Raw genomic sequence first — 20,600 nt, 5'->3', positions numbered from 1 at the left:
TCGCGTGAAGAAAACGCGTCAAAACAAGAATCTAGAGCTTCGGTTCTGATTCAATCAGAACCGAAAATGCTCTAGCGCCCGCGCAGCACGCCGTCGAGGACGGGCAGGCCGACGATGACGGCGGCGGCGATCAGGGCGTAGCAGATGGCGCGAAAGACACGTTCGCTGGCCTTGCCGAACAGGGAGGCGCCGAACCAGATGCCGATGGCGTAGACCGGGCCGACCACGAGCGAGAACTTGACGGAGTCGGCGGTGATCAGGCCGGTGAAGAAATAGCTCACGACGGAAAAGAAATCCGAGGCGCCAAAGAACAGCACGATGTTGGCGCGCGCCACCGCAGGCGTGATCGGGCGTCCGAGCCAGTAGCCGACGATCGGCGGGCCGCCGGTCTGCGCGAGCCCGCTGCAGAAACCGGAGAGGCCGCCGATGCCAATTGAGAGCGCTGCGTGGTCCTTGCCGCGGTAGCGCCACCCCGACAATAACAATGCCATCAGCGCGGCGACGAAGCCGGAAATGATCCAGCGCGTGGTCACGGGATCGAGCACGTTGAGAAAATAGGTCCCGATCGGCACGCCGATGAGCGCGCCGAGCACCATGATCGCGGTGGCGCCGCGCTCGGCCTTCTGCCAGGCGTTCGGCAGCAGCGGCATGGCGGCGACGAAATCGATGATCAAGAGCAGCGCCGCCACCAGGCGGGGTGCGGCGATGCTGCTCGCCAGCGGCATGAAGATCAGCGCGGAGCCGAAACCGGAAAAGCCCCGTGCCAAGCCCGAGACGAGGGCGATGGCACAGATTGCCAGCGCAACGTTGAAGCTGACGTCCGAAGGGATGAGACCAGCCGGACTCATCCCCGGAGAGTGCCGCCAGTCTTCCTCGTGACCTCGGCGACGATCTTGCCCGCCACCGCGTCGATCTCCTGGTCGGTCAGCGTCTTCTCGCGCGGCTGAATGGTGACCGCGATCGCGATCGACTTCTTGCCGTCTTCCATGCCCTTGCCTTCATAGACGTCGAACACGGTGACATCAGTGATCAGCTTCTTGTCCACGGCTAGCGCGGCGCGAACGATGTCACCCGCCTTGACGCTGCGATCGACGATGAAGGCGAAATCGCGCGACACCGGCTGGAACGCAGACAGTTCGAGCGCGGGCTTGGCGCGGGTCGGCTTGCGCTTGGCCTCGGGGACGCGGTCGAGGATCACCTCGAATGCGATCATCGGGCCATCGGCGCCGAGCGCCTCCAGCGCGCGCGGGTGCAACTCGCCGAAATGGCCAAGCACGTTCTGCGGTCCGATCTGGATCGTGCCGGACCGTCCGGGATGCAACCAGGCGGGACCGCCGGGCACAATCTGCAGTGCCTGCATCGGCGCGCCGGCGGCAGCAAGCACCGCGAACGCATCGGCCTTGGCGTCGAATGCGTCAGCGGCGGACGAGCCGGACCAGCTGCGCCCGAGGCCCTCCAACGATGCGAAGCCATGGCGAACGCCGGAAGCGGCCACGAACTGGTCTTCCGGCCTGTCGCCCTTGAACACCTGACCGACCTCGAACAGCGCCACATCAGGATAGCCGCGGTTGATGTTCGCCTGCGCGGCCGCGACCAGGCCGGGCAACAGGCTCGGCCGCATGTCCGAGAGATCGGACGCAATCGGGTTGGCAAGCGCCAACTCGGCCTGTCCGCCGCCGAACAATTCCGCGGCCGGCTTTGAGATGAACGACCAGGTCACCGCCTCGACCATGCCGCGCGCCGCCAGCGCGCGCTTGGCGCGACGGGTGCGGAGCTGAATCGTCGTCAGCACCGGCTTGCGAGGTTCCTCGCCGCGATCGAACGGCGTCTCCGGCACCTTGTCGACGCCGACGATGCGGACGATCTCCTCGACGATATCGGCCTTGCCATGCACATCGGTGCGCCAGGACGGCACCGCGATCTTCACCACCGGGCCGGTGCCCGCGACCATGAAGCCGAGATGGGTGAGGATGCGCTTCATCTCGACCAGCGGCACTTCAATCCCGGCGAGGCGCTTGACCTCGGTGAGCGGGAAATCGATCACGCGGTCGTCGCCGAAGCGATTGCCGACGACGATGTTTTCCGACGGAGCGCCGCCGCACAATTCCATCACCATTTTGGTCGCAAGCTCGAGGCCTGGCACCATGAAGGCCGGATCGACGCCGCGCTCGAAGCGGTAGCGCGCATCCGAATTGATGCCGAGCTTGCGTCCGGTCTGCGCGATGTTGATCTCGTTCCAGAGCGCCGATTCGATCAGCACGTCGGTGGTGTTCTCGTCGCAGCCGGAGGCCTCGCCGCCCATGATGCCCGCGAGCGATTCGACGCCGGCCTGGTCAGCAATCACGCACATCGAGGAATCGAGCGTGTAGGTGCGGCCATCGAGCGCGAGCAGCGTCTCGCCGTCGCAGGCGCGGCGCACCACCAGATTGCCCTTCACCTTCCTGGCGTCGAACACGTGCAGGGGACGCGCACGGTCGAAGGTCATGAAGTTGGTGATATCGACCAGCGCATTGATCGGCCGCAGACCGATTGAAGCGAGGCGCTTCTGCAGCCATTCCGGCGACGGGCCGTTCTTCACGCCGCGCACCAGCCGCAGCGCGAAACCCGGGCAGAGCGTGGCGTCTTCCACCGTCACCTGCACAGGCGAGGGGAATTCGCCCTTGATCGGCTTGATCGCGGGATCGATGAACTTGCCCATGTCAGCGGCGGAAAGATCGCGCGCGATCCCGTGCACGCCGGTGCAATCCTGCCGGTTCGGCGTCAGGTTGATCTCGATCACGGGATCGCCGAGCCCGGCCCATTCGGCATAGGCTTGGCCGACGGGCGCATCAGTGGGCAATTCGATGATGCCGTCATGATCGTCGGAAATTTCGAGTTCAGCCGCCGAGCACAGCATGCCGCGGCTCTCGACGCCCCTGATCGTGCCGACGCCAAGCGTGATGTTCTTGCCGGGAATGAAGGTGCCGGGGGCTGAGAACACGCTGATCAGGCCGGCGCGCGCATTCGGCGCCCCGCAAACCACCTGCACCGGCGCAGCACCGTTGCCGGTGTCGACCATGCAGACCCGCAGACGATCGGCATTCGGATGCTGTTCGGCCGAGATCACCCGCGCAATGGTGAACGGCGCCAGCGCCTTCGCCTTGTCGTCGATGTTCTCGACTTCGAGCCCGATCATGGTGAGCTTGTCGGCGAGCTTTTCCAATGGCTCGTCGGTGTCGAGATGTTCCTTCAGCCAGGAGAGGGTGAATTTCATTTGCTTTGCTTCTCTTGTTCCCTCTCCCGCTTGCGGGGGAGGGCCAGGGTGGGGGCTCTCTCCGCAACGGCAGCGGCAATTGTCTCGAGTACCCCAGCGCGATTTGTCATGAAGTCGAGGTTGCTGAAGCGCAGGACTTTGAAGCCCTTTGCTTCAATCACCGCGGAGCGTGCCGCGTCGGCGCGCTCACCTTGATCGGAAAAATGCTGTCCGCCGTCGAGTTCGATAACCAGCTTCGCGGCATGGCAGACGAAGTCGGCGATATAGTTTTCGATCGGGACCTGACGTCGGAAACTGATTCCGTTCAGTCGGTGATCGCGAAGCTCCGACCACAGGATGCGCTCGGCATCAGTTGAGTTGCGTCGAAGGGCGCGCGCGTTGGCGCGCAGTCTGTCCGAAACTTTCCATTCCGGATGTTCGGGATCGACCATTGGCAGCCCCGTTGTGGAGAGACCCTCACCCCAACCCTCCCCCGCAGGCGGGGGAGGGAGTCCCACCTTTCGTGGGGATGGAGCGAACGTATCCTTGTGGCACGAGCCCAGCTCCATCTATTCCCTCCCCCGCTTGCGGGGGAGGGGCAGGGTGGGGGCTCTATCCACCCAGGGGTTGCCGACGTGACTCACGAACTCAGCCCCCCCGCCAGGGTCGGGAGATCGAGCGGCTTGAAGCCGTAGTGGCTAAGCCAGCGGACGTCGCTGTCGAACAGTTGGCGCAAATCCGACATGCCGTATTTCAACATCGCGATGCGATCGATGCCCATGCCCCAGGCAAAACCCTGGTAGACGTCGGGATCGAGGCCGCAGGCGCGCAGCACGTTCGGGTGCACCATCCCGCAGCCCAAAATCTCCAGCCAGTCCTCGCCCTCGCCGAAGCGGATCTCGCCCTTGTCGCGGCGGCACTGGATGTCGACTTCCAGCGACGGCTCGGTGAACGGGAAGAACGACGGCCGGAAGCGCATGTTGATGTGGTCGACCTCGAAGAACGCCTTGCAGAACTCGTGCAGGATCCATTTGAGGTGGCCGAGATGCGACGCCTTGTCGACCACGAGACCCTCGACCTGGTGGAATTGCGGCGTGTGGGTCGCGTCCGAATCGATGCGGTAGGTGCGGCCGGGACAGATCACGCGGATCGGCGGCTTCTGCGTCAGCATCGTGCGCACCTGCACCGGCGAGGTGTGGGTCCGCAGCAGCATCCGTGAGCCGTCTTCCTTCGGATTGAAGAAGAAGGTGTCGTGCATCTCGCGCGCGGGATGGCCGATCGGGAAGTTCAGCTTGGTGAAGTTGTAGTCGTCGGTCTCGATGTCAGGACCTTCGGCGACCGAAAATCCCATGTCGGCGAAGATCGCCGTCAGCTCATCCCAGACCTGGCTGAGCGGATGGATGCGGCCCGCTTCCGCCGGCGCCTCGCGCAACGGCAGCGTGACATCGATGGTCTCGGAGGCGAGCCGGGCGTCGAGGGCGGCGGCCTTCAGCAGCTCGCGGCGCTCGGCGAGCGCTTGCGCAACCTTGTCCTTGGCGAGGTTGATCGCTGCGCCTTGGGTCTTGCGCTCGTCCGGCGACATCTTGCCGAGCGTGGCAAGCAGCGCCGAGATCGAGCCTTTCTTGCCGAGGGCGGCGACGCGCACAGCTTCGAGCGCCGGTTCGTCGCCGGCAGCTACAATATCGGCAAGGATCTGAGATTCGAGTTGAGCGAGGTCGGTCATGGCAATCCCTTTTGGCCAGGATACCAAGCCGGCGCTCCCAGCCCGGCATGCCCGGACTGGCCGGGCATGACAACTTCGAGAAACTTCGCAGAAAGGCGAACGCGGCGGTGGTTTAGGCCGCGAGCGCGGCCTTGGCCTTCTCGGCGATCGCCTGGAACGCGGCCGGCTCGTGGATCGCGAGATCCGACAGCACCTTGCGGTCGACGACGACGCCCGACTTGGAGAGCCCGTCGATAAAGCGGCTGTAGGTCATGCCGAACGGGCGGACGGCGGCGTTGAGGCGCTGAATCCAGAGCGCGCGGAAGGTGCGCTTCTTGCGCTTGCGGTCGCGAAACGCATATTGGCCGGCCTTCTCGACCGCCTGCTTGGCGACGCGGATGGTGTTCTTGCGGCGGCCGTAATAGCCCTTGGCGGCCTTGTAGACTTTCTTGTGCTTGGCGTGGGCGGTCACACCGCGTTTGACGCGAGACATGACTGAAATCCTTAACTATCTGAAGTGGTGACGGGAGCCGCGCTGGCGGCCGGATTCAAGCAACTCAAGCGTTCGGCAAGAAGTACTTCTTGACGTTGTCGCCGTCGGTCTTGAACAGCACGCGGGTGCCGCGGAGCTGACGGATCTGCTTGTTGGTCCGCTTGATCATGCCGTGGCGCTTGCCGCGCTGGGCGTGCATCACCTTGCCGGTACCGGTCACTTTGAAGCGCTTTTTGGCGCCCGATTTGGTCTTCAGCTTGGGCATTTGGCTCTCCTTAACGCCAGCACAAAACCGCCCCGCGAGGGGCGCCGGCCGGCTAAAATGCTCGTTAGAGCGTTGAATGTGCTCAGGTTTTTCGCAAACGAAACAACCCGCACAGAACGTCGCCACGGCAGCCCTTGATCAGCCGGGCGGCGAAGGTTGGGCTTATGGCAGAGTAGGGGCGAATTGGCAATCCCGGAACTGTTGCGGGAAGACCGTAGCCCGGGTGGAGCGCCAGCGTAACCCGGGGGCCGTTTGCCAGGCGGATGCAGGTGTCCCGGGTTGCGCTGCGCTTCACCCGGGCTACGAGGGTCGAACGAAAACGCCCGCCGGATCGGTCCGACGGGCGCTTCCTTTCATCGATCGAAAATTCGCCTCAGCGCGGCGCCAGCACCATGACGACCTGGCGGCCTTCGAACTTCGCGTCCTGCTCGACCTTGGCGTATTGCGCGACGTCGGCCTTGACCTTGTCCAACAGCTTGGTGCCGATCTCCTGGTGCGCCATTTCGCGACCGCGGTAGCGCAAGGTGATCTTGACCTTGTCGCCTTCCTCGAAGAAGCGCTGCATCGCGCGCATCTTCACGTCGTAGTCGTGATCGTCGATCATCGGACGGAGCTTGATCTCCTTGATCTCGACGACCTTCTGTTTCTTGCGGGCTTCGGCGGCTTTCTTCTGCGCAGAATATTTGTACTTCCCGTAGTCCATGATCTTGCAGACGGGAGGAGCCGTATTCGGTGAAATCTCGACCAGGTCCATGCCTGCTTCCATGGCCATCTTGATGGCCAACATGGTTTCCACGGTGCCCAGATTGGTACCGTTCTGGTCGATCAGCTGGATCTGCGCGTTGCGGATTTCATCGTTGGTGCGCGGCCCGTCTTTGGCGACAGTGGGCGGGGCTCTATTGGGACGGCGAATGGGTAACTCTCCAAAGTTGTGAAGGAAGCCGATATTTTGAAGCAATACGTGGCAACGGGCAAGCGTGCTCGCAAGTCGCAGCTCAAAAGCATCAAATGCGCGGCATTTGGGTCACGCGATGCATCAGATATTTGGTGAGCGAATACTCTACAAGGAGAGATACCTTCCCTGCTCACGGTTTGACCGTGTCCTCTATCGAAAACGTACTGATGAGAATGACGATCCCATGACCACCCTCACGACAGTCGACCCGGAACCAGAGTTCATCCAGGTAGGGAACGGCGCCGAAAGCCGCCGAATTGCGGTGCGTGCGCGCAGAGGTCGCAGCCATGTGCGCGGTCCCGAGCATAGTCCTGGGCTATTCTGGCTCGGCGGCTTCAATTCCGACATGAAGGGCACCAAGGCGGTCGCGCTGGACGCGTGGGCCGTGGAACAGGAACGCGCCTTTGTCCGGTTCGATTATTCCGGCCATGGCGAATCCGGCGGCAAGTTCATCGACGGCACCATCGGGCGCTGGCTCGAGGAGAGTGTCGCGGTGTTCACGCAGTTCTGCAGCGGGCCGCAGGTCGTGATCGGGTCCTCAATGGGGGGCTGGATGGCGCTGCTGCTGGCGCGCGAGCTTGCCAAACGCGCCGAGAACAGCGCCTCCCTCGCTGGGATGGTGCTGATCGCGCCGGCGCCGGATTTTACCGAAGAGCTGATGTGGAAGGGCTTTTCTCCGGAGATTCGGGCTGAGATCGAGACCAAGGGGGTCTGGCTGCGGCCGTCGCAATATGGCGATACGCCCTATCCGATCACGCGGGCGCTGATCGAGGAGGGACGCCATCATTTGTTACTCGGAGCCAAGATCGATGTCGGCTGCCCGGTGCGCATCCTGCAGGGCGCGCAGGATCCCGACGTGCCCTGGCAACACGCGTTCGCGCTGGCGCACCGGCTGCCGAGCGAGGACGTGGTGCTGACCATGATCCAGGACGGCGACCACCGCCTGTCGCGCCCGCAGGACATCGCCCGGATCATCGCCGCGGTGAAGGAGATGGGGTAGCCTCCGCCGTCATCATCCGCGAAGGCGGATGATCCAGTACGCGGCGGCCCATCGATGTGTCACGACCGCTGTGGAATACTGGATGCCCCGCCTTCGCGGGGCATGACAAAGAGAGTGGGGAGAAACGCCATGAACACAACCAGCCTGCTCCGCGCGTTCTGCGACGCTGTCGAACAGCGGAAGGGCGCTGCATTCGCTGATTTGTTCACGGAAGACGGCGTGTATCACGACGTCTTCTACGGCGCGTTCACGGGGCATGCCGAGATCGCCAACATGATCGACGATATGTTCTATCGCACCGCGACCGATTTTCGCTGGGACATGCACGACCCGGTCAGCGACGGCCGAACGCTGTATGCGCGATATACGTTCAGCTACCGCTCGACGCTGCCGGAGGCTGGTGGCGCGCGGGCGATGTTCGAGGGCGTCGCGATCATGACCCTTCGCGATGGCCGCATCGCGCAATATCACGAGGTCGCCAACACCGCGCCTGCCTTCCTCGATATGCATTTTGCGCCGGAGCGAATCGCAAAGATCGTCGCCAAGCAGGGCGCCGCGCTGAAGGCGCGCCCGGAAATGGCGCGGCATCTGCTGACGTGAGCGTCAGGCCGGGGCTGACTTGCGGGCCTGTGGCCGCATGCTGCCGCCATGAGATTGCCAGTTCGCGATTTCCGCGAGCTCCGCCTCCGGCCGCTTCACGATGGTCTCGCGCCGTCCGAGATAGATGTTGCCGCCGTCGCCCTCGATGGTGATCCAGTCGCCGGCCAGAATGGGCGCCTTGCCGAGCGAGGCGCGTTCGGCCGCCGCGTCGATCGTCATGTTGGCGCATCCGACGATGCATGGTTTGCCCATCTGGCGTGCGACCAGCGCGGCATGGGCGGTGCGCGCGCCGACGGCGGTGACGATGCCGGCCGCCACCGCAAAGCCGGCGACATCGGCCGTGCTGGTGTCCGGGCGCATCAGGATCACAGGATCGCCATCCGAAGCCAGCCGCTGCGCGCTTTCGGAATCGAAGGCGGCGCGTCCGACCGCAATGCCGCCGGAGGCGCCGATGCCGGTGACGACCGGATCCTCCACTGCTGCCAGCGAGACTTCGACCAGTGAGGCGAGGTCGATCTCGGCGATGCGGCCGAGCCCCTCCTTCGGCGTGATCAGTCCCTCATGCACGAGGTCGATCGCGATCCTTAGTGCGGCGCGCGGTGTGCGCTTGGCGGAGCGGGTCTGCAGGATCCACAATTTGCCATCTTCGACAGTGAACTCGACGTCCTGGACGTCGGCAAATTCCCGCTCCAGCCGTTTCAGGATGTCGCCGAGCTCGCTCGTGAGCCTGGGCAGTGCGCGGGCGATCGTCGCTTCATTGTCGGGCGTGCGACGCCCGGACACGACGTCCTCGCCTTGCGCGTCGAGCACGAGATCGATCATCGGCCGCGCCGCGCCGTTCGAAGGATCGCGCGAGAAGGCAACGCCCGCACCCGAGGCGAGCCCGCCATTGCCGAACACCATGGCCTGCACCGTCACGGCAGTGCCCTTCAAATCTTCGAGCTTCTGCAGCCGGCGATAGGTCTGCGCGCGCTCGCTCATCCAGGATTGATAGACGGCGCGGGCGGCGCGTTCGAGCTGCGCTTCCGCATCCTCGAGCCAGCCGTCGTCGCGATCCTCGATCAGCGCCTGCTCGTCAGCGGCGAGCCGTTCGATCGCCTCGCTGTCGAGCTCGCGGTCGGTCGCAACGCCTTCTTCCGCGGTGAGCTCGGCGATCCGCGCCGCGAATGGCGCAAGGTCGAAGCCGAGCACGGTCTCGGCAAAGCTTTCCAGGAAACGCCGGCGGCAATCCCATGCCAGTCGCGGCCGGCCCGTCGCTCTGATCAGGCCGTGCACCGCGCGTGAGGTGCAGCCGACATTGAGCACCGTCTCCAGCATCCCGGGCATCGAGCGCGCTGCGCCTGAGCGCACCGAGAGCAATAGCGGATGCCGGTGATCGCCAAAACGCTTGCCGGTGACGCTTTCGAGGAACGCGATGCCTTCCTTCAGCCGGTCGCGCAAGCGCCGCTCCGCATGAGCATGCCTGTCGGTAAGGTCCGCGCAGAGTTTCACGGGCAGCACGAAGGCCGGCGGCACGGGCAGGCCGAGCGCCGCCATCCGCGCGAGGTTCGCAGCCTTGGCGCCGATCTCCTCAGTCGGGTGACAGACGGTCTCATCGCCGCCGATACGGACGATTTGCATCTTACGCTCCCCCTTTTTAACTGAGCATGATCTTGTCGGAAAACCTCACGCTGCCAGATCGATCATGATGTGCCGCCGCAGGAGGTGTCCGAATCCGGCGAGGCGGTCGGTCGAGCGCTCCACGGCGCGGGCGAGTTCGAGTGTGGACAGCGAAGTCGCGACATCGTGGCCGCCGGTGAACACCAGCGCGGTGATGGCGCGTTCGCAGGTGTCGGCGGCGTGCTCGGCGTCGACCAGGCGGACGACGGCGGCGAGCGCATCCTCGGAATCGGCGCGGCGGCCCTCCGGCACTTCGATCGCAGCGGCAAGCCCGCTGGCGGCGGCTTCGGTCGCGGTGATCGCAACCGCGCAGAGTTCGGCGAGCGCAGACACCAGCGATTTGTTTAAGCCAGCAGGCGTAAGCGATGCGACGAAGGCCGCCTGTTCGAGCTCATCGACGGCTTCTTCGGCGCGGTCGATCAACTGCCCGATGACGGGGCGCGCATCGAGCCGGGTGACTTCGCGCCGCGCCTCGAAGGCGAGGCGATCGGCCTTCTGCTCGATATGGCTGGCGCGCGCCGCGAGCGCCTTGCCGTCGGCGGCCTGGTTGGCCTGCAGGGTCGCAACATAATGTGAGATGGCGGCGACGAGATCGTGCGCCAGTCCGACCTGGCGCAGCACCATCGCCAGCAGCGCACTTTCGACACGTTCCAGCCGCCGCACCAGATCGGCCTCGATCTGGTCACGCACCATCCTGACCGATTGGCCGGCGAGCAGCGCCTCGGTCGAAAGCCGCAGTACGGTTTTCAGGAAATCGATCGCGGCCACGCGCCCAAGCGCCTTGTCCAGGCGCTCGCCGAAACCGATGCGGTTCGGCGCGGCATTGCGCACGGCGGCGCCGAGCAGTTCATTGCCGCCAAGTTCGAGGAAGGCGCGGTGGCCGATCCGGTGCCGCGCCGCCCATTCCAGGATCCGCGCCGCATCATCCTTGGCGACCCAGCTCCGCAGCAATTTGCGCGCCTTGTTCCAGTCGATCAGAAACACCAGCGCGGCACCGACCGCGGCCAGGAAATCGTTGCGGTCCGCGGCGCCTTCTCCTTCGAACTGGCCGGTGACGAGGAAGAAGGCGCTGTCCTCGCCAAGCCCATCAGCCGAATGGCGGTCGAGCCCGCTCCACTTTGCCTCGAACTTGTCGAACAGCGAGATGAAGAATTTCGCGCGCGCCAGATGCACGTCGCTATAGGTGACGGTGACCGCGTTCTTCCTGACCGCAATCACCAGGACATGCGCGTCGGTGGTGCCGATATCGTTCTGGATCAGGAGCCGGCCGTCGGACCGCGTCGCCATGGTGTCGAGGCCGGGGTGATCGAATTTGAGGCCGCGCGTCTCGTTCAGGCCCTTCATGAAGCTTTCGACCGGCGCGCGGTCCTCGCCGTGCAGGCCGAACACATGGGCGCCGGCAATAACCTCTTCAGCGCAGCCGGCAGCGAGTTTGTTGAGCGCCTTGTGCAATTCCATCACCAGCCGGTGCAGGCTGGCGCCTGAATCCTCGCCGACACCGGTCAGCCGCGCGATCCGCGCAAGCTCGATCTCGCCGGATGCATCCAGCAGGCCGCCGGCGCGGATCGAGTCGAGCCGTGCATTCGCCCTCTCGCCGTCCGCCACGCTGCCGGCATTAACCGCGCGGATCATGGTCGCGATGTCGTCCTGGATCTCCTTCATCAGCTTCGCGAGCGCGGGTGCACCGAGGCGGCAGTCGCCGATCATGTGCGCGCCGCGGACCAGCGAGGCGATGGACGCCGGCGCAATGCCTGCGGCGTGGCTTTCGACGGCAAGCTCGTTGATCGGGTGATCGGGCTGCCGCGCATGTTCGGCGGCGGCCTGCAGCGCGCTCAAGCGGACCTTGATGCGGTCGTTGGCAGCGAGGCCTTCGGCAACGAGCGACGGCAACAGGATATCGGCCTGTCCGAGTTCTCTAATGATCTGAGCTTTCATGACACCACCGGGCGCGAGACATCATTGGTGCCTCTATGCCCGGTGCGCGGAGTTCCCTCCTTGCGCTAGATCATTCATATGATTGTCATGTTCGACCTGATGCCCGCCATATCTTCGGTGGCGTCATCCTTCGAGACGCGCTTCGCGCTCCTCGGGATGAGGGACTGGCACGGGTGCCGACGCGCGCCACTCCTCGCGAACGCTGTCATCGATCTCCGCATCGATCGCGTGCGATGCCAATTCGGCAAATGCCTGCGGCTCCATCAGTTGCGACAAGGCCCAGACGGCAGCACCGCGCACCAGCGGGCTTGCGTCGGCGAGCAGGCGCTCGGCCTCGCCGGCCAAAGCGGCATCATCGGAGTTGCCGATCGCGATCAGCACGTTGCGGACGAAGCGGTCGCGGCCGATGCGCTTGACCGGCGATTTCGAGAACAGCGCGCGGAACGCCGCATCGTCGAGCCGCACGAGATCGGCAAGGACCGGGGCGCGCAACTCCTCGCGCGCTGCGAGTTTCGCTTCGCGCCCGGCTTGCGCGAACTTGTTCCACGGGCACACCGCGAGGCAATCGTCGCAGCCATAGATGCGGTTGCCGATCGCCTTGCGGAATTCGCGCGGGATCGGCCCCTTGTTCTCGATGGTGAGATAGGAGATGCAGCGCCGCGCATCGAGCTTGTAGGGCGCGGGAAATGCCGCGGTCGGGCAGATGTCCTGGCAGGCGGTGCAGGAACCGCAATGATCGATATCGGCGGAATCGCGCGGCAGCTCGCTTGCGGTGAAGATCGCGCCGAGGAACAGCCATGAGCCGAAGTCGCGTGACACCAGGTTGGTGTGCTTGCCCTGCCAGCCGAGACCGGCGGCTTGCGCCAACGGCTTTTCCATCACGGCCGCGGTGTCGATGAACACCTTCACCTCATCGCCGCTGGCCGCGACCAGCCATCGCGCCAGCGCCTTCAGCCGCTTCTTGATCACATCGTGATAATCATCGCCCTGCGCATAGGCCGAGATCGCGCCGCGGTCGCGGCGCTTCAGGATCTCGAGCGGATTCTCGTCGGGCCCGTAATTGACCCCGAGCATGATGATCGAGCGCACGCCGGGCCACAGCACGCACGGATCGCTGCGGCGCTCAGGATGCGCTGCGAGCCAATCCATGTCGCCATGGCCGCCGCTGGCGAGGAACTGGTGGAAATATTTGGCCGCGCCGCTGGTCGCGCCGGGATCGGTGACTCCGATGCAGTCGAAGCCGAGCGCCCGGGCTTCGTGTTCGAGCGCGGATTTGAGATCAGCCGGTGAAAGCCTGGTCGGTGGGTTCAGAAGTCGAGGTCCACATAGGTCCGCGACGCCGGCACGCCCGCCAGCCATTCGCTGAGCAGCGGGCGGAACGACGGGCGGGATTTCACCCGCGCGTACCACGCCTTTGCTGCGTCGTCCTCGCTCCATGGCACGTCGCCCAGATAGTCGATCGCCGAGATATGCGCCGCGGCGGCGAGATCCGCGTAAGACAGCCGGTCGCCGGCGAGATAGTTCCGCGTCCGCGCCAGCCAGCCGATATAGGTCAGATGATAGCGCACATTGGCCTTGCCCGCGCGCAGCACCTCCGCGTTTGGCGCACCTCCGCCGTCCTCCTCGCTCATGAAGCGCTTGTAGATGCGCTCGGTCACCAGCGGATTGGAGGCCTCCTCGAAGAACTTGTCGTTGAACCACGACATCAGCCGGCGCACCTCGACGCGTTCGGCCATCGAGGTCGGCATCAGGCGCCGGTCGCCGGCATCGAGCCCATGCGCCTCGTCGATATATTCGGCGATCACGCCGACGCCGGGAACCGGCGGGAAACCATCTGCGATCAAGGTCGGCGTCGTTGCCGCCGGATTGAGCGCCAAATAGGCCTCACGACGTTCCCAGACCCGTTCCTCCACCAGCCGCAGATCAAGCCCGTATTCGCCAAGCACCAGACGAATGAAACGGGAATGCGGACAGAACGGATGATGAAACAGCGTGTACATGAAGTCCTTCAGCAGTTCACGGCCTGATCTTGTCGAAGCCGCGGCAGATCGGGGACACTAGTTCACGATGCGATCAGATGAAATCGGATCATGGTCCCAGGTCTTTGTTTGAGCATGATCTTTTCGCAGAACCGGCCTGCCACTTCTCCGGATCATGCTCTCAGTTTGAGCATGATCTTTTCGAAAGCCGGTTCCCACTTTTGCGGATCATGCTCTAGCCAATCAGACGAATCAGGCAAGCTATGTTTGGCGTTTTTAGCGATTGCAGCAAAACGGGGAATAGGCGAGAAGAACCCGATTTCTCCAGCAAAAGCAGGCCACATCATGATGACCGATACGTTGCGGGCGGTTATTCTGGGCATAATCGAAGGCGTCACGGAATTTCTGCCCGTTTCATCGACCGGGCATCTCCTGCTGGCGGAACGATTCTTCGGGCTCGGTGAGGGCGCCTTCTGGGACAGCTTCACCGTCCTGATCCAGCTCGGCGCGATCCTTGCGATCGTCGGACTCTATTTCGGCAAACTGTGGCGGGTCGCGCTCGGCATGTTCTCCAATGCGGATGACCGGCGCTTCGTCATCGGCGTGCTGGTCGCCTTCCTGCCGGCGGTCGTCGTCGGCCTCATTGCCGGCAAATACATCAAGAGCGTGCTGTTCAATCCGTGGGTCGTGTGCTTCTCGCTGATCGTCGGCGGCGCTATCCTGCTGTGGGTCGATCAGCTCGAGCTCAAGCCGCGCGAACATGACGCGACGAGATATCCGCTCCTGATGTACCTGTGGATCGGCATCGCGCAGTGCGTGGCGATGATCCCGGGCGTGTCGCGCTCCGGCGCCTCGATCGTCGCGGCGATGCTGCTCGGCTCCGACAAGCGCGCGGCGGCGGAGTTCTCGTTCTTCCTGGCGATCCCGACCATGATCGGCGCGTTCGCCTATGATTTCTACAAGAACCGCGCCGAGATGACGACGGACAATCTATGGATCGTCGCGATCGGATTCGTGGTCTCGCTGGTCACCGCGGTGGTCGTGGTGAAGACCTTTCTCTCCTATGTCACCCGCCACGGCTTCACGCTGTTCGCATGGTGGCGCGTGATCGTCGGCACGCTCGGCCTGATCGCACTGGCGCTAGGGATGTAGGGGGCAGTTTCGTAGCCCGGATGGAGCGAAGCGTAATCCGGGATCGGCGGATCAGCGTCTGCGGTGTTCCCGGATTGCGCCTCGCTCCATCCGGGCTACAAGCTTGTGGTTATGGTTGCTCAAGCCTGGGACGGCGGACGATATGCGTTTTTGCGCTCGAACTGGCCGGCCGGGCGGAAGCGCCAGAGATATTGCGGGGCGATTGCTTCCAGCGAATCGGGCGCGATGCCCAGCCCTTCGAAGGTGAGGCCGGCGGCCTTGGCCGTATCAGACACCACGTTGTCCTTGCGCAACAGCTCGACCTGATCCGCCGTGAGCTTTAGCGCGCCCGGCGCGAATTGCAGCAACGCGGCCATGAATCTGGCGAGGCCGAACGGCAGGGAGACCAGCGCGCGGTCGCGGTCGGTGATATCAAGAATCGTCTCCATGATCTCGCGCATGGTCAGCACTTCCGGGCCGCCCAGCTCGTAGGTCGCGGCCGGCCTGGTCTTGCCGTCAACGGCATCGGCCACCGCGGTGGCGACATCGCCGACAAAGGCGGGCTGCATCTTGGTCAGGCCGCCGCCGACCAGCGGGATGGCCGGCGACATCCGGGCCATCGCCGCGAAGCGGTTGGTGAATTGATCCTCCGGTCCGAACACCACCGATGGGCGCAGGATGGTGGCGGATGGCGAGGCCGCCAGCACCGCCGCTTCGCCGGCCGCCTTGGCGCGGGCATAGGCGGAAGCCGAATCGGCATCGGCACCGATCGCCGAGACATGCACCACCCGGGCGCCCTCGGCGCTCGCGGCCGCGGCCACCGCCTCGGCCCCCTTGGCCTGTACCGCCTCGAAGGTCTGCCCGCCGCTCTCGGCGAGGATGCCGACCAGGTTGATGGCGACATGCGAATCACGCATCGCACCGGCCACCGAGTCCGCGTAGCGCAGATTGGCCTGGACCGCGTGGATCTGGCCGACCTTGCCGAGCGGCTGCAGGTACCCGGCCAGTTCCGGCCGGCGGACGGCGACGCGGACGCGGTAATCCCGCTTGCACAGCGCCCGGACCACGTGCCGCCCCAGGAAGCCCGATCCGCCGAAAACCGTGACGAGCGTTTCCAGGTTCGATGCCATGGGGTCAGTTCCTGCGGGTCGAAATAGGTGCGATTTTGGGGCCTGTTGAGCCGGATGTCGCGATACGCCATCGCGGTCACCCTGTACAGACTATTTGAGTTTCCAATCGTCTATTTGACAAGCGCGCGACCGCTCCTTACTAACCCCGCCACGTGCCCAGGTGGTGGAATTGGTAGACGCGCTGGCTTCAGGTGCCAGTGGCCTCACGGCCGTGAAGGTTCGAGTCCTTTCCTGGGCACCACTTGGTCTGGCGGGCCAATGCGTTCGGCAGGTTTCGGCCTATCGAAGAGCTAAGTCCCGGTGAGGTAATCGGGGCAGGGCCCTAACAAAACGCTAACGAATGCCTATCTAACCTGTCATACCCGTAACCTGAGTCGGAAATGGCCCGTGACAGCGGGCCAGGGATCTGATTCAAACGGGTGCAAGAACGAATCGGGAATCCGCTCGGAGGGAAAGATGGACGGCCGTCTATTGGTTCTCCAGAAGGTCATGGAAGCTCTAGGTGAAGACGGGAAGATATCGAGCTTCGACCAGCGCAAGCGAATACAGAAGGCAATTTATCTCGGCCAAGTTGCGGGCTGCGATCTTGGCTACCGATATAGTTGGTATGTAAAGGGGCCGTACTCGACGGACCTTACACGCGACTACTATTCGTTGTCCGAAGCGGTTGCGGGTGGCGACACGGCGCCTGAAAATAAGAAGTTAAAGGGAGACATAAGGGAAAAGCTTCATAATCTGGCCTGCCTCTTCGAGGTCCCTAACGGGGTTGCCTTACCAAAGCCTGATTGGATGGAGCTACTCGCTTCTTGGCATTATTTGCTTAAGGTCAACCGGTTCGATCAGGCGCGCGCGCGCGAAGTGATGGAGCGGCAGAAGCCGAACCTGCTCCCGTTCATTCCAGCAGCCGCAGCACGTTTGCAGGAACAGCATCTTTTGTAACGAGAAGCGGCATGTATGCCGGATAGATTTCATTACGGAAGAATTTCAGACGCCGTTCACGGCACCTTTGGTATCAGCGAGCTGGAGTCGGATATCATCTCGACGCCGGTGTTCCAGCGTCTCCACAACGTTCGTCAGTTGGGGTTGGCTCATCTAGTTTATCCCGGCGCGGACTACTCGCGCTTTGCACACAGCCTTGGGGCTTGCCACATCGCCGGGCGGATGATGCGAGGTATCAACCAGAATTGCGACAAGCAGTACTCCGAAGATGACGTCCAGATGTACAGGCTTGCTGGGCTGCTTCACGACCTTGGGCATTATCCCTTCTCGCACGCGATGGAGTTTGCAGCACTCGACTATTACAAGCAGGAAGCGTTCTTAGCGCCTGACGATGAATCGACGAAGGAAGAGGGGGAGCCGAAAGAAAGCAGCCAGGGAGCGAACTCCGACCTCCCGCCTCCAGCTTACCATCATGAGCCACTCGGCAGGGCTGTACTTGATTACGACGTTCATATCGCTCGTGTCTTAAAGAAGCATGGCATCCAAAGTAGCGACTTAAAGGCTGTCTTGAGCCGCGAGAATCCGAGCCATCTAACGAATCTTGTTAGCTCCGACCTTGACTGCGACCGTCTCGACTATCTCATACGCACCGCTCATTGCGCTGGATTGCCTTATGGGATGGTCGATATCGAGTACATAACCTCCCAGATGTGCGTCGATTCTGAAGGTCATCTTTGCCTGACAAAGAAGGCCATGAGAGCCGCAGATCATCTACTTATCTCAAGGTATTACGACTATACCCAGCTCGTGTTCCATAAGACCGTCGTGGCGATGGAACTCGTGCTTAGGGACGTCATTGCGCAGCTTCTGGAGTGCAAGCTTCTGGATTGCTCCGGTCGCGCGATGAAGGAAATGATCACGAAGGGAGAATTTGCGAGTTTCGATGATCAGTACATGATCTCGAAAATACGAGACGCCCAGCGCGCGTTGAAGCCGGAAGACCCTCTCTTCGTGAAGATAGGAGCCGTTCTTAACCGACGACCACCCAAACTAGTGGCCTCATACGAGGCGATCGCTCCCTCGGAAAAGTCAGCCCGCACAGCGCACAAGAATCTAGCTCATCAGCTGCGAGAGAAAATGGTTCAAGCAGCGGCCCACTTCGGGATCCCGCAGGAGCTTTGGCATTTATGGAAGACCTCCTTGGGCCTGACGAAGATTGGGTCTCGTGTTCCATTGAGTGAAGCGGCATCCGATTCGTTCGAAGAGGAGGCTTCTCAGTCAGTTCGGATAATGACGACCAGTTCGCGCGATGCGGCGAGCAAGAGCATCCCGCTGGTAGAGTTGGACTACGCAGTAATGAAGCAAATGTCTCAGTCGCGCTACTACGCTGTCCGGCTGTTCGTTCATTTGCCGGAAGATGCCAGCTCTTTGAGGAATGAAATCAGGTCTTACTTTCAGCGCGAGTTGCCTGATTTCCCCTTTTCACCTTGAGAGGCCTCTCGGCTGACCCAAGGCGGGTTTCTCGTGCCCTCAATGACAATCCCTTCCTGGGTACCATCGCCTTCCTTAGAGACCGACATCGTTACTTTTCGGGGACCTGTGCTGCTGGCCAATGCCGCACGAGGGATAGACTCTCGGCAGCTGACTCTTAAGCATATTCAGTGTGATTGAGTGCCAACCCCGTCGCCCGGGTGGAGCGGAACGCGCAACCCGGGACATCTGCGGCCGCGTTGGCAGCGGCCCCGGGTTAGGCTCGCGCTTCACCCGGGCTACGGTGCTGAGTGGGCCGCCGCACCACCAACGAGATGCGCTTGAAAGAACCGGACAATGCTCGCATCGAATTCGCGGTGAAAGGCTGAGCGGTCGAAGCCGTCCGGGTCGGTGCAGAAGCGCGGCAGGTTCGTCGCGAGTTCGGGTGAGCATGGTGGAAGGAAGGCGTAGTGGCCGGCCGGCACCACGTGAACCTCCGGCTTGCCCGGCAGGCTGCCGGCAACGCGCTCGGTGCCCGACGGACCCACGCCTCCGCCTCCCCGCTCGGAACGCCAGAACTGGAGGGGGATCTTGATCGCGGCCAAATTATCCTGCGTGAAGACTTCGCTCGGCGCATCGACAATCACCGCAGCCCGGATACGCGCATCATGCGGTGGGCTGGGTGGAGTCTCGCCGTTGTGAAGCTGCGCGCAAGGGCCGGTCTTGTCCTTACAAAAGTGTGCGAACCTGCCGAAGTCCGGCGTGGCTCCCGCCAGCACAAGGCCGGTATAGCCACCGAAAGAAAAACCGAAGAAGCCTACTCTGGTGGGATCGATGGATGCCTTGTCGTTCCAGTCGTTCAGCATGAAGTCGAGCAGGCGGACCATGTCCTCCGGGCGTGTCTGCCAGAGGGGCAGTGTGTCTCGTTTCGATGAGTCGTTGCCGTTGTCGCCGGGATGATTGATGGCTGCAACGACAAAGCCGGCGTCGGCCAGGGCTTCGGCGACGTCACGGTGCAGCCCGAACCAGCCGCCACGGCCGTGCGAGACGATGATCAGCGGCAGTTTTGTCCCCGTGACACGGCAATCCTTCACGCCTTCAAGTGGATCGGAAAAAGGCACCGCAAGCGTGCCGAGCGGCACCTTCTGCGTTGCGGACGCGCATGGATACCAGATGGCGCCCGAAAGGGCGGGGTTGGAATCGAGAAGCTGGATGCCGGCCGCCTGTACCGCCGAGCCCAAACAACAGAAGATGACAGCGCAAGCCCAGAATGTTCTGCGCACCCGGCGGCCCCCATCACAATCGGCACTATTGCGCCAGAACTAATCTGAGCGAAAGCGGTACACAACGCGGGGCGGATTTTCCAGAGCGGTACTCCCTTGCCGACATGGATTGAATTCAATTTGCCGTTGCTGCATGACGTTTCTTAAACGTACTGCCTCTACCTTCGCGCGGCAGCGGGAAGCCTCATGACGTGGTTGTTTGTCAGCGCCTATATTGCACTCGCGATTTGGTTCGTGAGAAGGGCTCGTCAAAGGGCTGCTGAGCACGCCGCAGCCGGACTGTTACGCTCGCCGTTGTATTGGGCGGCAAACCTCCTCACGTTCACCCTTCTGGGGCTCGTGATGTACATGGCCCGCATTCACCACCAAAGTCCGATCCCTACCTTCTTCTGGGCTACCGTCGTCGTAATCCTCGCGACCATTCTGCTTCTTCGCCGCGCTTTGAAATGGCGTTATCCTGTCTGACCGGAGCCCACGATCCACGTTGTAGACGCTGGTCTGCATATTTCACTGATGATGAGCAGCGATTTCGCGCGATCATGAGCGCTGAATTCAGACGATCGTGAGCAACTCGCTCCGGCCGAGGCGGTGATAGGGTCAGCGTTTCGGCTGCTCGTCAAGGGTGATGGTTTTGGCGTTGCGTTTTCGCATGCTTTCGCCGGCAAGCTCGAGGCGGTGAGCGTTGTGGACGAGGCGATCCAGAATGGCGTCGGCGAGCGTGGGATCTCCGATAACTTCGTGCCATGTGTCCACGGGGAGTTGGCTGGTTATGATGGTGGAGGCACGGCCATGGCGGTCCTCGAGGATTTCCAGTAGATCTCGCCGCT

General features: G+C 62.9%; 20 protein-coding genes and 1 tRNA gene. 7 read left to right on the top strand and 14 right to left on the bottom strand.

All coding sequences use genetic code 11. The features are described from left to right. Window positions 1-71: 71 nt before the first annotated feature. From K288_RS0121010 to infC, 7 genes are all read right to left on the bottom strand, one after another. Entirely contained in the window at window positions 72-848 is a 777-nt protein-coding gene (locus K288_RS0121010; RefSeq protein ID WP_027581338.1) for a sulfite exporter TauE/SafE family protein, read from the bottom strand. Next, the gene (gene pheT / locus K288_RS0121005) at window positions 845-3,253 is read right to left on the bottom strand and encodes a phenylalanine--tRNA ligase subunit beta (protein WP_027581337.1); all 2,409 of its coding nucleotides are present in this window, start codon (window positions 3,251-3,253) and stop codon (window positions 845-847) included. Before pheT ends, K288_RS0121010 begins: the two co-directional genes overlap by 4 nt. Further along, a complete protein-coding gene (locus K288_RS0121000; RefSeq protein ID WP_027581336.1) occupies window positions 3,250-3,684 on the bottom strand; it encodes an endonuclease domain-containing protein in 435 nt (144 codons plus the stop codon). The genes pheT and K288_RS0121000 overlap by 4 nt, the downstream gene beginning before the upstream one ends. 188 nt (window positions 3,685-3,872) lie before the next feature. Further along, complete coding sequence (pheS, locus tag K288_RS0120995) at window positions 3,873-4,955, bottom strand: phenylalanine--tRNA ligase subunit alpha (RefSeq protein WP_027581335.1); 1,083 nt, start codon at window positions 4,953-4,955, stop codon at window positions 3,873-3,875. A gap of 112 nt (window positions 4,956-5,067) precedes the next feature. After that, window positions 5,068-5,427, bottom strand: a complete 360-nt coding sequence (gene rplT / locus K288_RS0120990) for a 50S ribosomal protein L20 (protein ID WP_027581334.1) — start codon at window positions 5,425-5,427, stop codon at window positions 5,068-5,070. A 64-nt stretch (window positions 5,428-5,491) separates the two neighbouring features. Next, the gene (gene rpmI / locus K288_RS0120985) at window positions 5,492-5,692 is read right to left on the bottom strand and encodes a 50S ribosomal protein L35 (RefSeq protein ID WP_027581333.1); all 201 of its coding nucleotides are present in this window, start codon (window positions 5,690-5,692) and stop codon (window positions 5,492-5,494) included. Window positions 5,693-6,065: 373 nt separating this feature from the next. Continuing rightward, the gene (infC, locus tag K288_RS0120980; protein ID WP_064737340.1) at window positions 6,066-6,605 is read right to left on the bottom strand and encodes a translation initiation factor IF-3; all 540 of its coding nucleotides are present in this window, start codon (window positions 6,603-6,605) and stop codon (window positions 6,066-6,068) included. A 226-nt stretch (window positions 6,606-6,831) separates the two neighbouring features. On the opposite strand from infC, the gene K288_RS0120975 reads away from it, so the two are divergent. Next, window positions 6,832-7,647 (top strand): alpha/beta hydrolase, encoded by an 816-nt coding sequence (locus K288_RS0120975; RefSeq protein ID WP_027581331.1) that lies wholly within the window; start codon window positions 6,832-6,834, stop codon window positions 7,645-7,647. Between the two features lie 129 nt (window positions 7,648-7,776). Beyond that, window positions 7,777-8,247: a nuclear transport factor 2 family protein gene (locus K288_RS0120970; RefSeq protein WP_027581330.1), complete on the top strand. Its 471-nt coding sequence runs from the start codon at window positions 7,777-7,779 to the stop codon at window positions 8,245-8,247. Between the two features lie 3 nt (window positions 8,248-8,250). Here K288_RS0120970 and K288_RS0120965 read toward each other — a convergent pair whose 3' ends face one another. From K288_RS0120965 to K288_RS0120950, 4 genes are all read right to left on the bottom strand, one after another. Continuing rightward, window positions 8,251-9,867: a PEP/pyruvate-binding domain-containing protein gene (locus K288_RS0120965; protein ID WP_027581329.1), complete on the bottom strand. Its 1,617-nt coding sequence runs from the start codon at window positions 9,865-9,867 to the stop codon at window positions 8,251-8,253. 45 nt (window positions 9,868-9,912) lie between these two features. Beyond that, window positions 9,913-11,841 carry a hypothetical protein gene (locus K288_RS0120960; RefSeq protein ID WP_027581328.1) on the bottom strand — a complete coding sequence of 643 codons (1,929 nt, stop codon included), beginning with the start codon at window positions 11,839-11,841 and terminating at the stop codon, window positions 9,913-9,915. 123 nt (window positions 11,842-11,964) lie between these two features. After that, entirely contained in the window at window positions 11,965-13,200 is a 1,236-nt protein-coding gene (queG, locus tag K288_RS46100; protein ID WP_051334643.1) for a tRNA epoxyqueuosine(34) reductase QueG, read from the bottom strand. Then, on the bottom strand, window positions 13,149-13,841 hold the full coding sequence (locus K288_RS0120950; RefSeq protein WP_027581327.1) for a glutathione S-transferase family protein: 693 nt from the start codon (window positions 13,839-13,841) through the stop codon (window positions 13,149-13,151). The genes queG and K288_RS0120950 overlap by 52 nt, the downstream gene beginning before the upstream one ends. Window positions 13,842-14,165: 324 nt before the next feature. Here K288_RS0120950 and K288_RS0120945 point away from each other — a divergent pair, with 324 nt between their 5' ends. Beyond that, a complete protein-coding gene (locus K288_RS0120945; RefSeq protein ID WP_027581326.1) occupies window positions 14,166-14,972 on the top strand; it encodes an undecaprenyl-diphosphate phosphatase in 807 nt (268 codons plus the stop codon). Window positions 14,973-15,091: 119 nt separating this feature from the next. On the opposite strand, the gene K288_RS0120940 is transcribed toward K288_RS0120945, so the two are convergent. After that, the gene (locus K288_RS0120940) at window positions 15,092-16,081 is read right to left on the bottom strand and encodes a complex I NDUFA9 subunit family protein (protein WP_027581325.1); all 990 of its coding nucleotides are present in this window, start codon (window positions 16,079-16,081) and stop codon (window positions 15,092-15,094) included. A 154-nt stretch (window positions 16,082-16,235) separates the two neighbouring features. Between K288_RS0120940 and K288_RS0120935 the strand changes: the two genes are divergently transcribed. The 3 genes from K288_RS0120935 (at window position 16,236) to K288_RS0120925 (ending at window position 18,511) form a co-directional block, all read left to right on the top strand. Then, window positions 16,236-16,322 (top strand) — tRNA-Leu (locus K288_RS0120935). Between the two features lie 215 nt (window positions 16,323-16,537). Next, window positions 16,538-17,020, top strand: a complete 483-nt coding sequence (locus K288_RS0120930) for a hypothetical protein (RefSeq protein WP_027581324.1) — start codon at window positions 16,538-16,540, stop codon at window positions 17,018-17,020. A gap of 15 nt (window positions 17,021-17,035) precedes the next feature. Then, window positions 17,036-18,511, top strand: a complete 1,476-nt coding sequence (locus K288_RS0120925; RefSeq protein ID WP_027581323.1) for an HD domain-containing protein — start codon at window positions 17,036-17,038, stop codon at window positions 18,509-18,511. Between the two features lie 278 nt (window positions 18,512-18,789). Here K288_RS0120925 and K288_RS0120920 read toward each other — a convergent pair whose 3' ends face one another. Further along, complete coding sequence (locus K288_RS0120920) at window positions 18,790-19,632, bottom strand: alpha/beta fold hydrolase (RefSeq protein ID WP_244443192.1); 843 nt, start codon at window positions 19,630-19,632, stop codon at window positions 18,790-18,792. Window positions 19,633-19,959: 327 nt separating this feature from the next. On the opposite strand from K288_RS0120920, the gene K288_RS0120915 reads away from it, so the two are divergent. Next, a complete protein-coding gene (locus K288_RS0120915; RefSeq protein ID WP_027581321.1) occupies window positions 19,960-20,238 on the top strand; it encodes a hypothetical protein in 279 nt (92 codons plus the stop codon). A gap of 132 nt (window positions 20,239-20,370) precedes the next feature. Here K288_RS0120915 and K288_RS0120910 read toward each other — a convergent pair. Continuing rightward, the coding region (locus K288_RS0120910; RefSeq protein ID WP_027581320.1) for an ATP-binding protein at window positions 20,371-20,600 on the bottom strand (230 nt) is incomplete at its 5' end.

The organism is Bradyrhizobium sp. Ai1a-2 (assembly GCF_000426245.1).
Lineage (GTDB): Bacteria > Pseudomonadota > Alphaproteobacteria > Rhizobiales > Xanthobacteraceae > Bradyrhizobium.
Note: the sequence above shows the minus strand (reverse complement) of the source record. Positions and strands in the feature narration are given on the sequence as shown.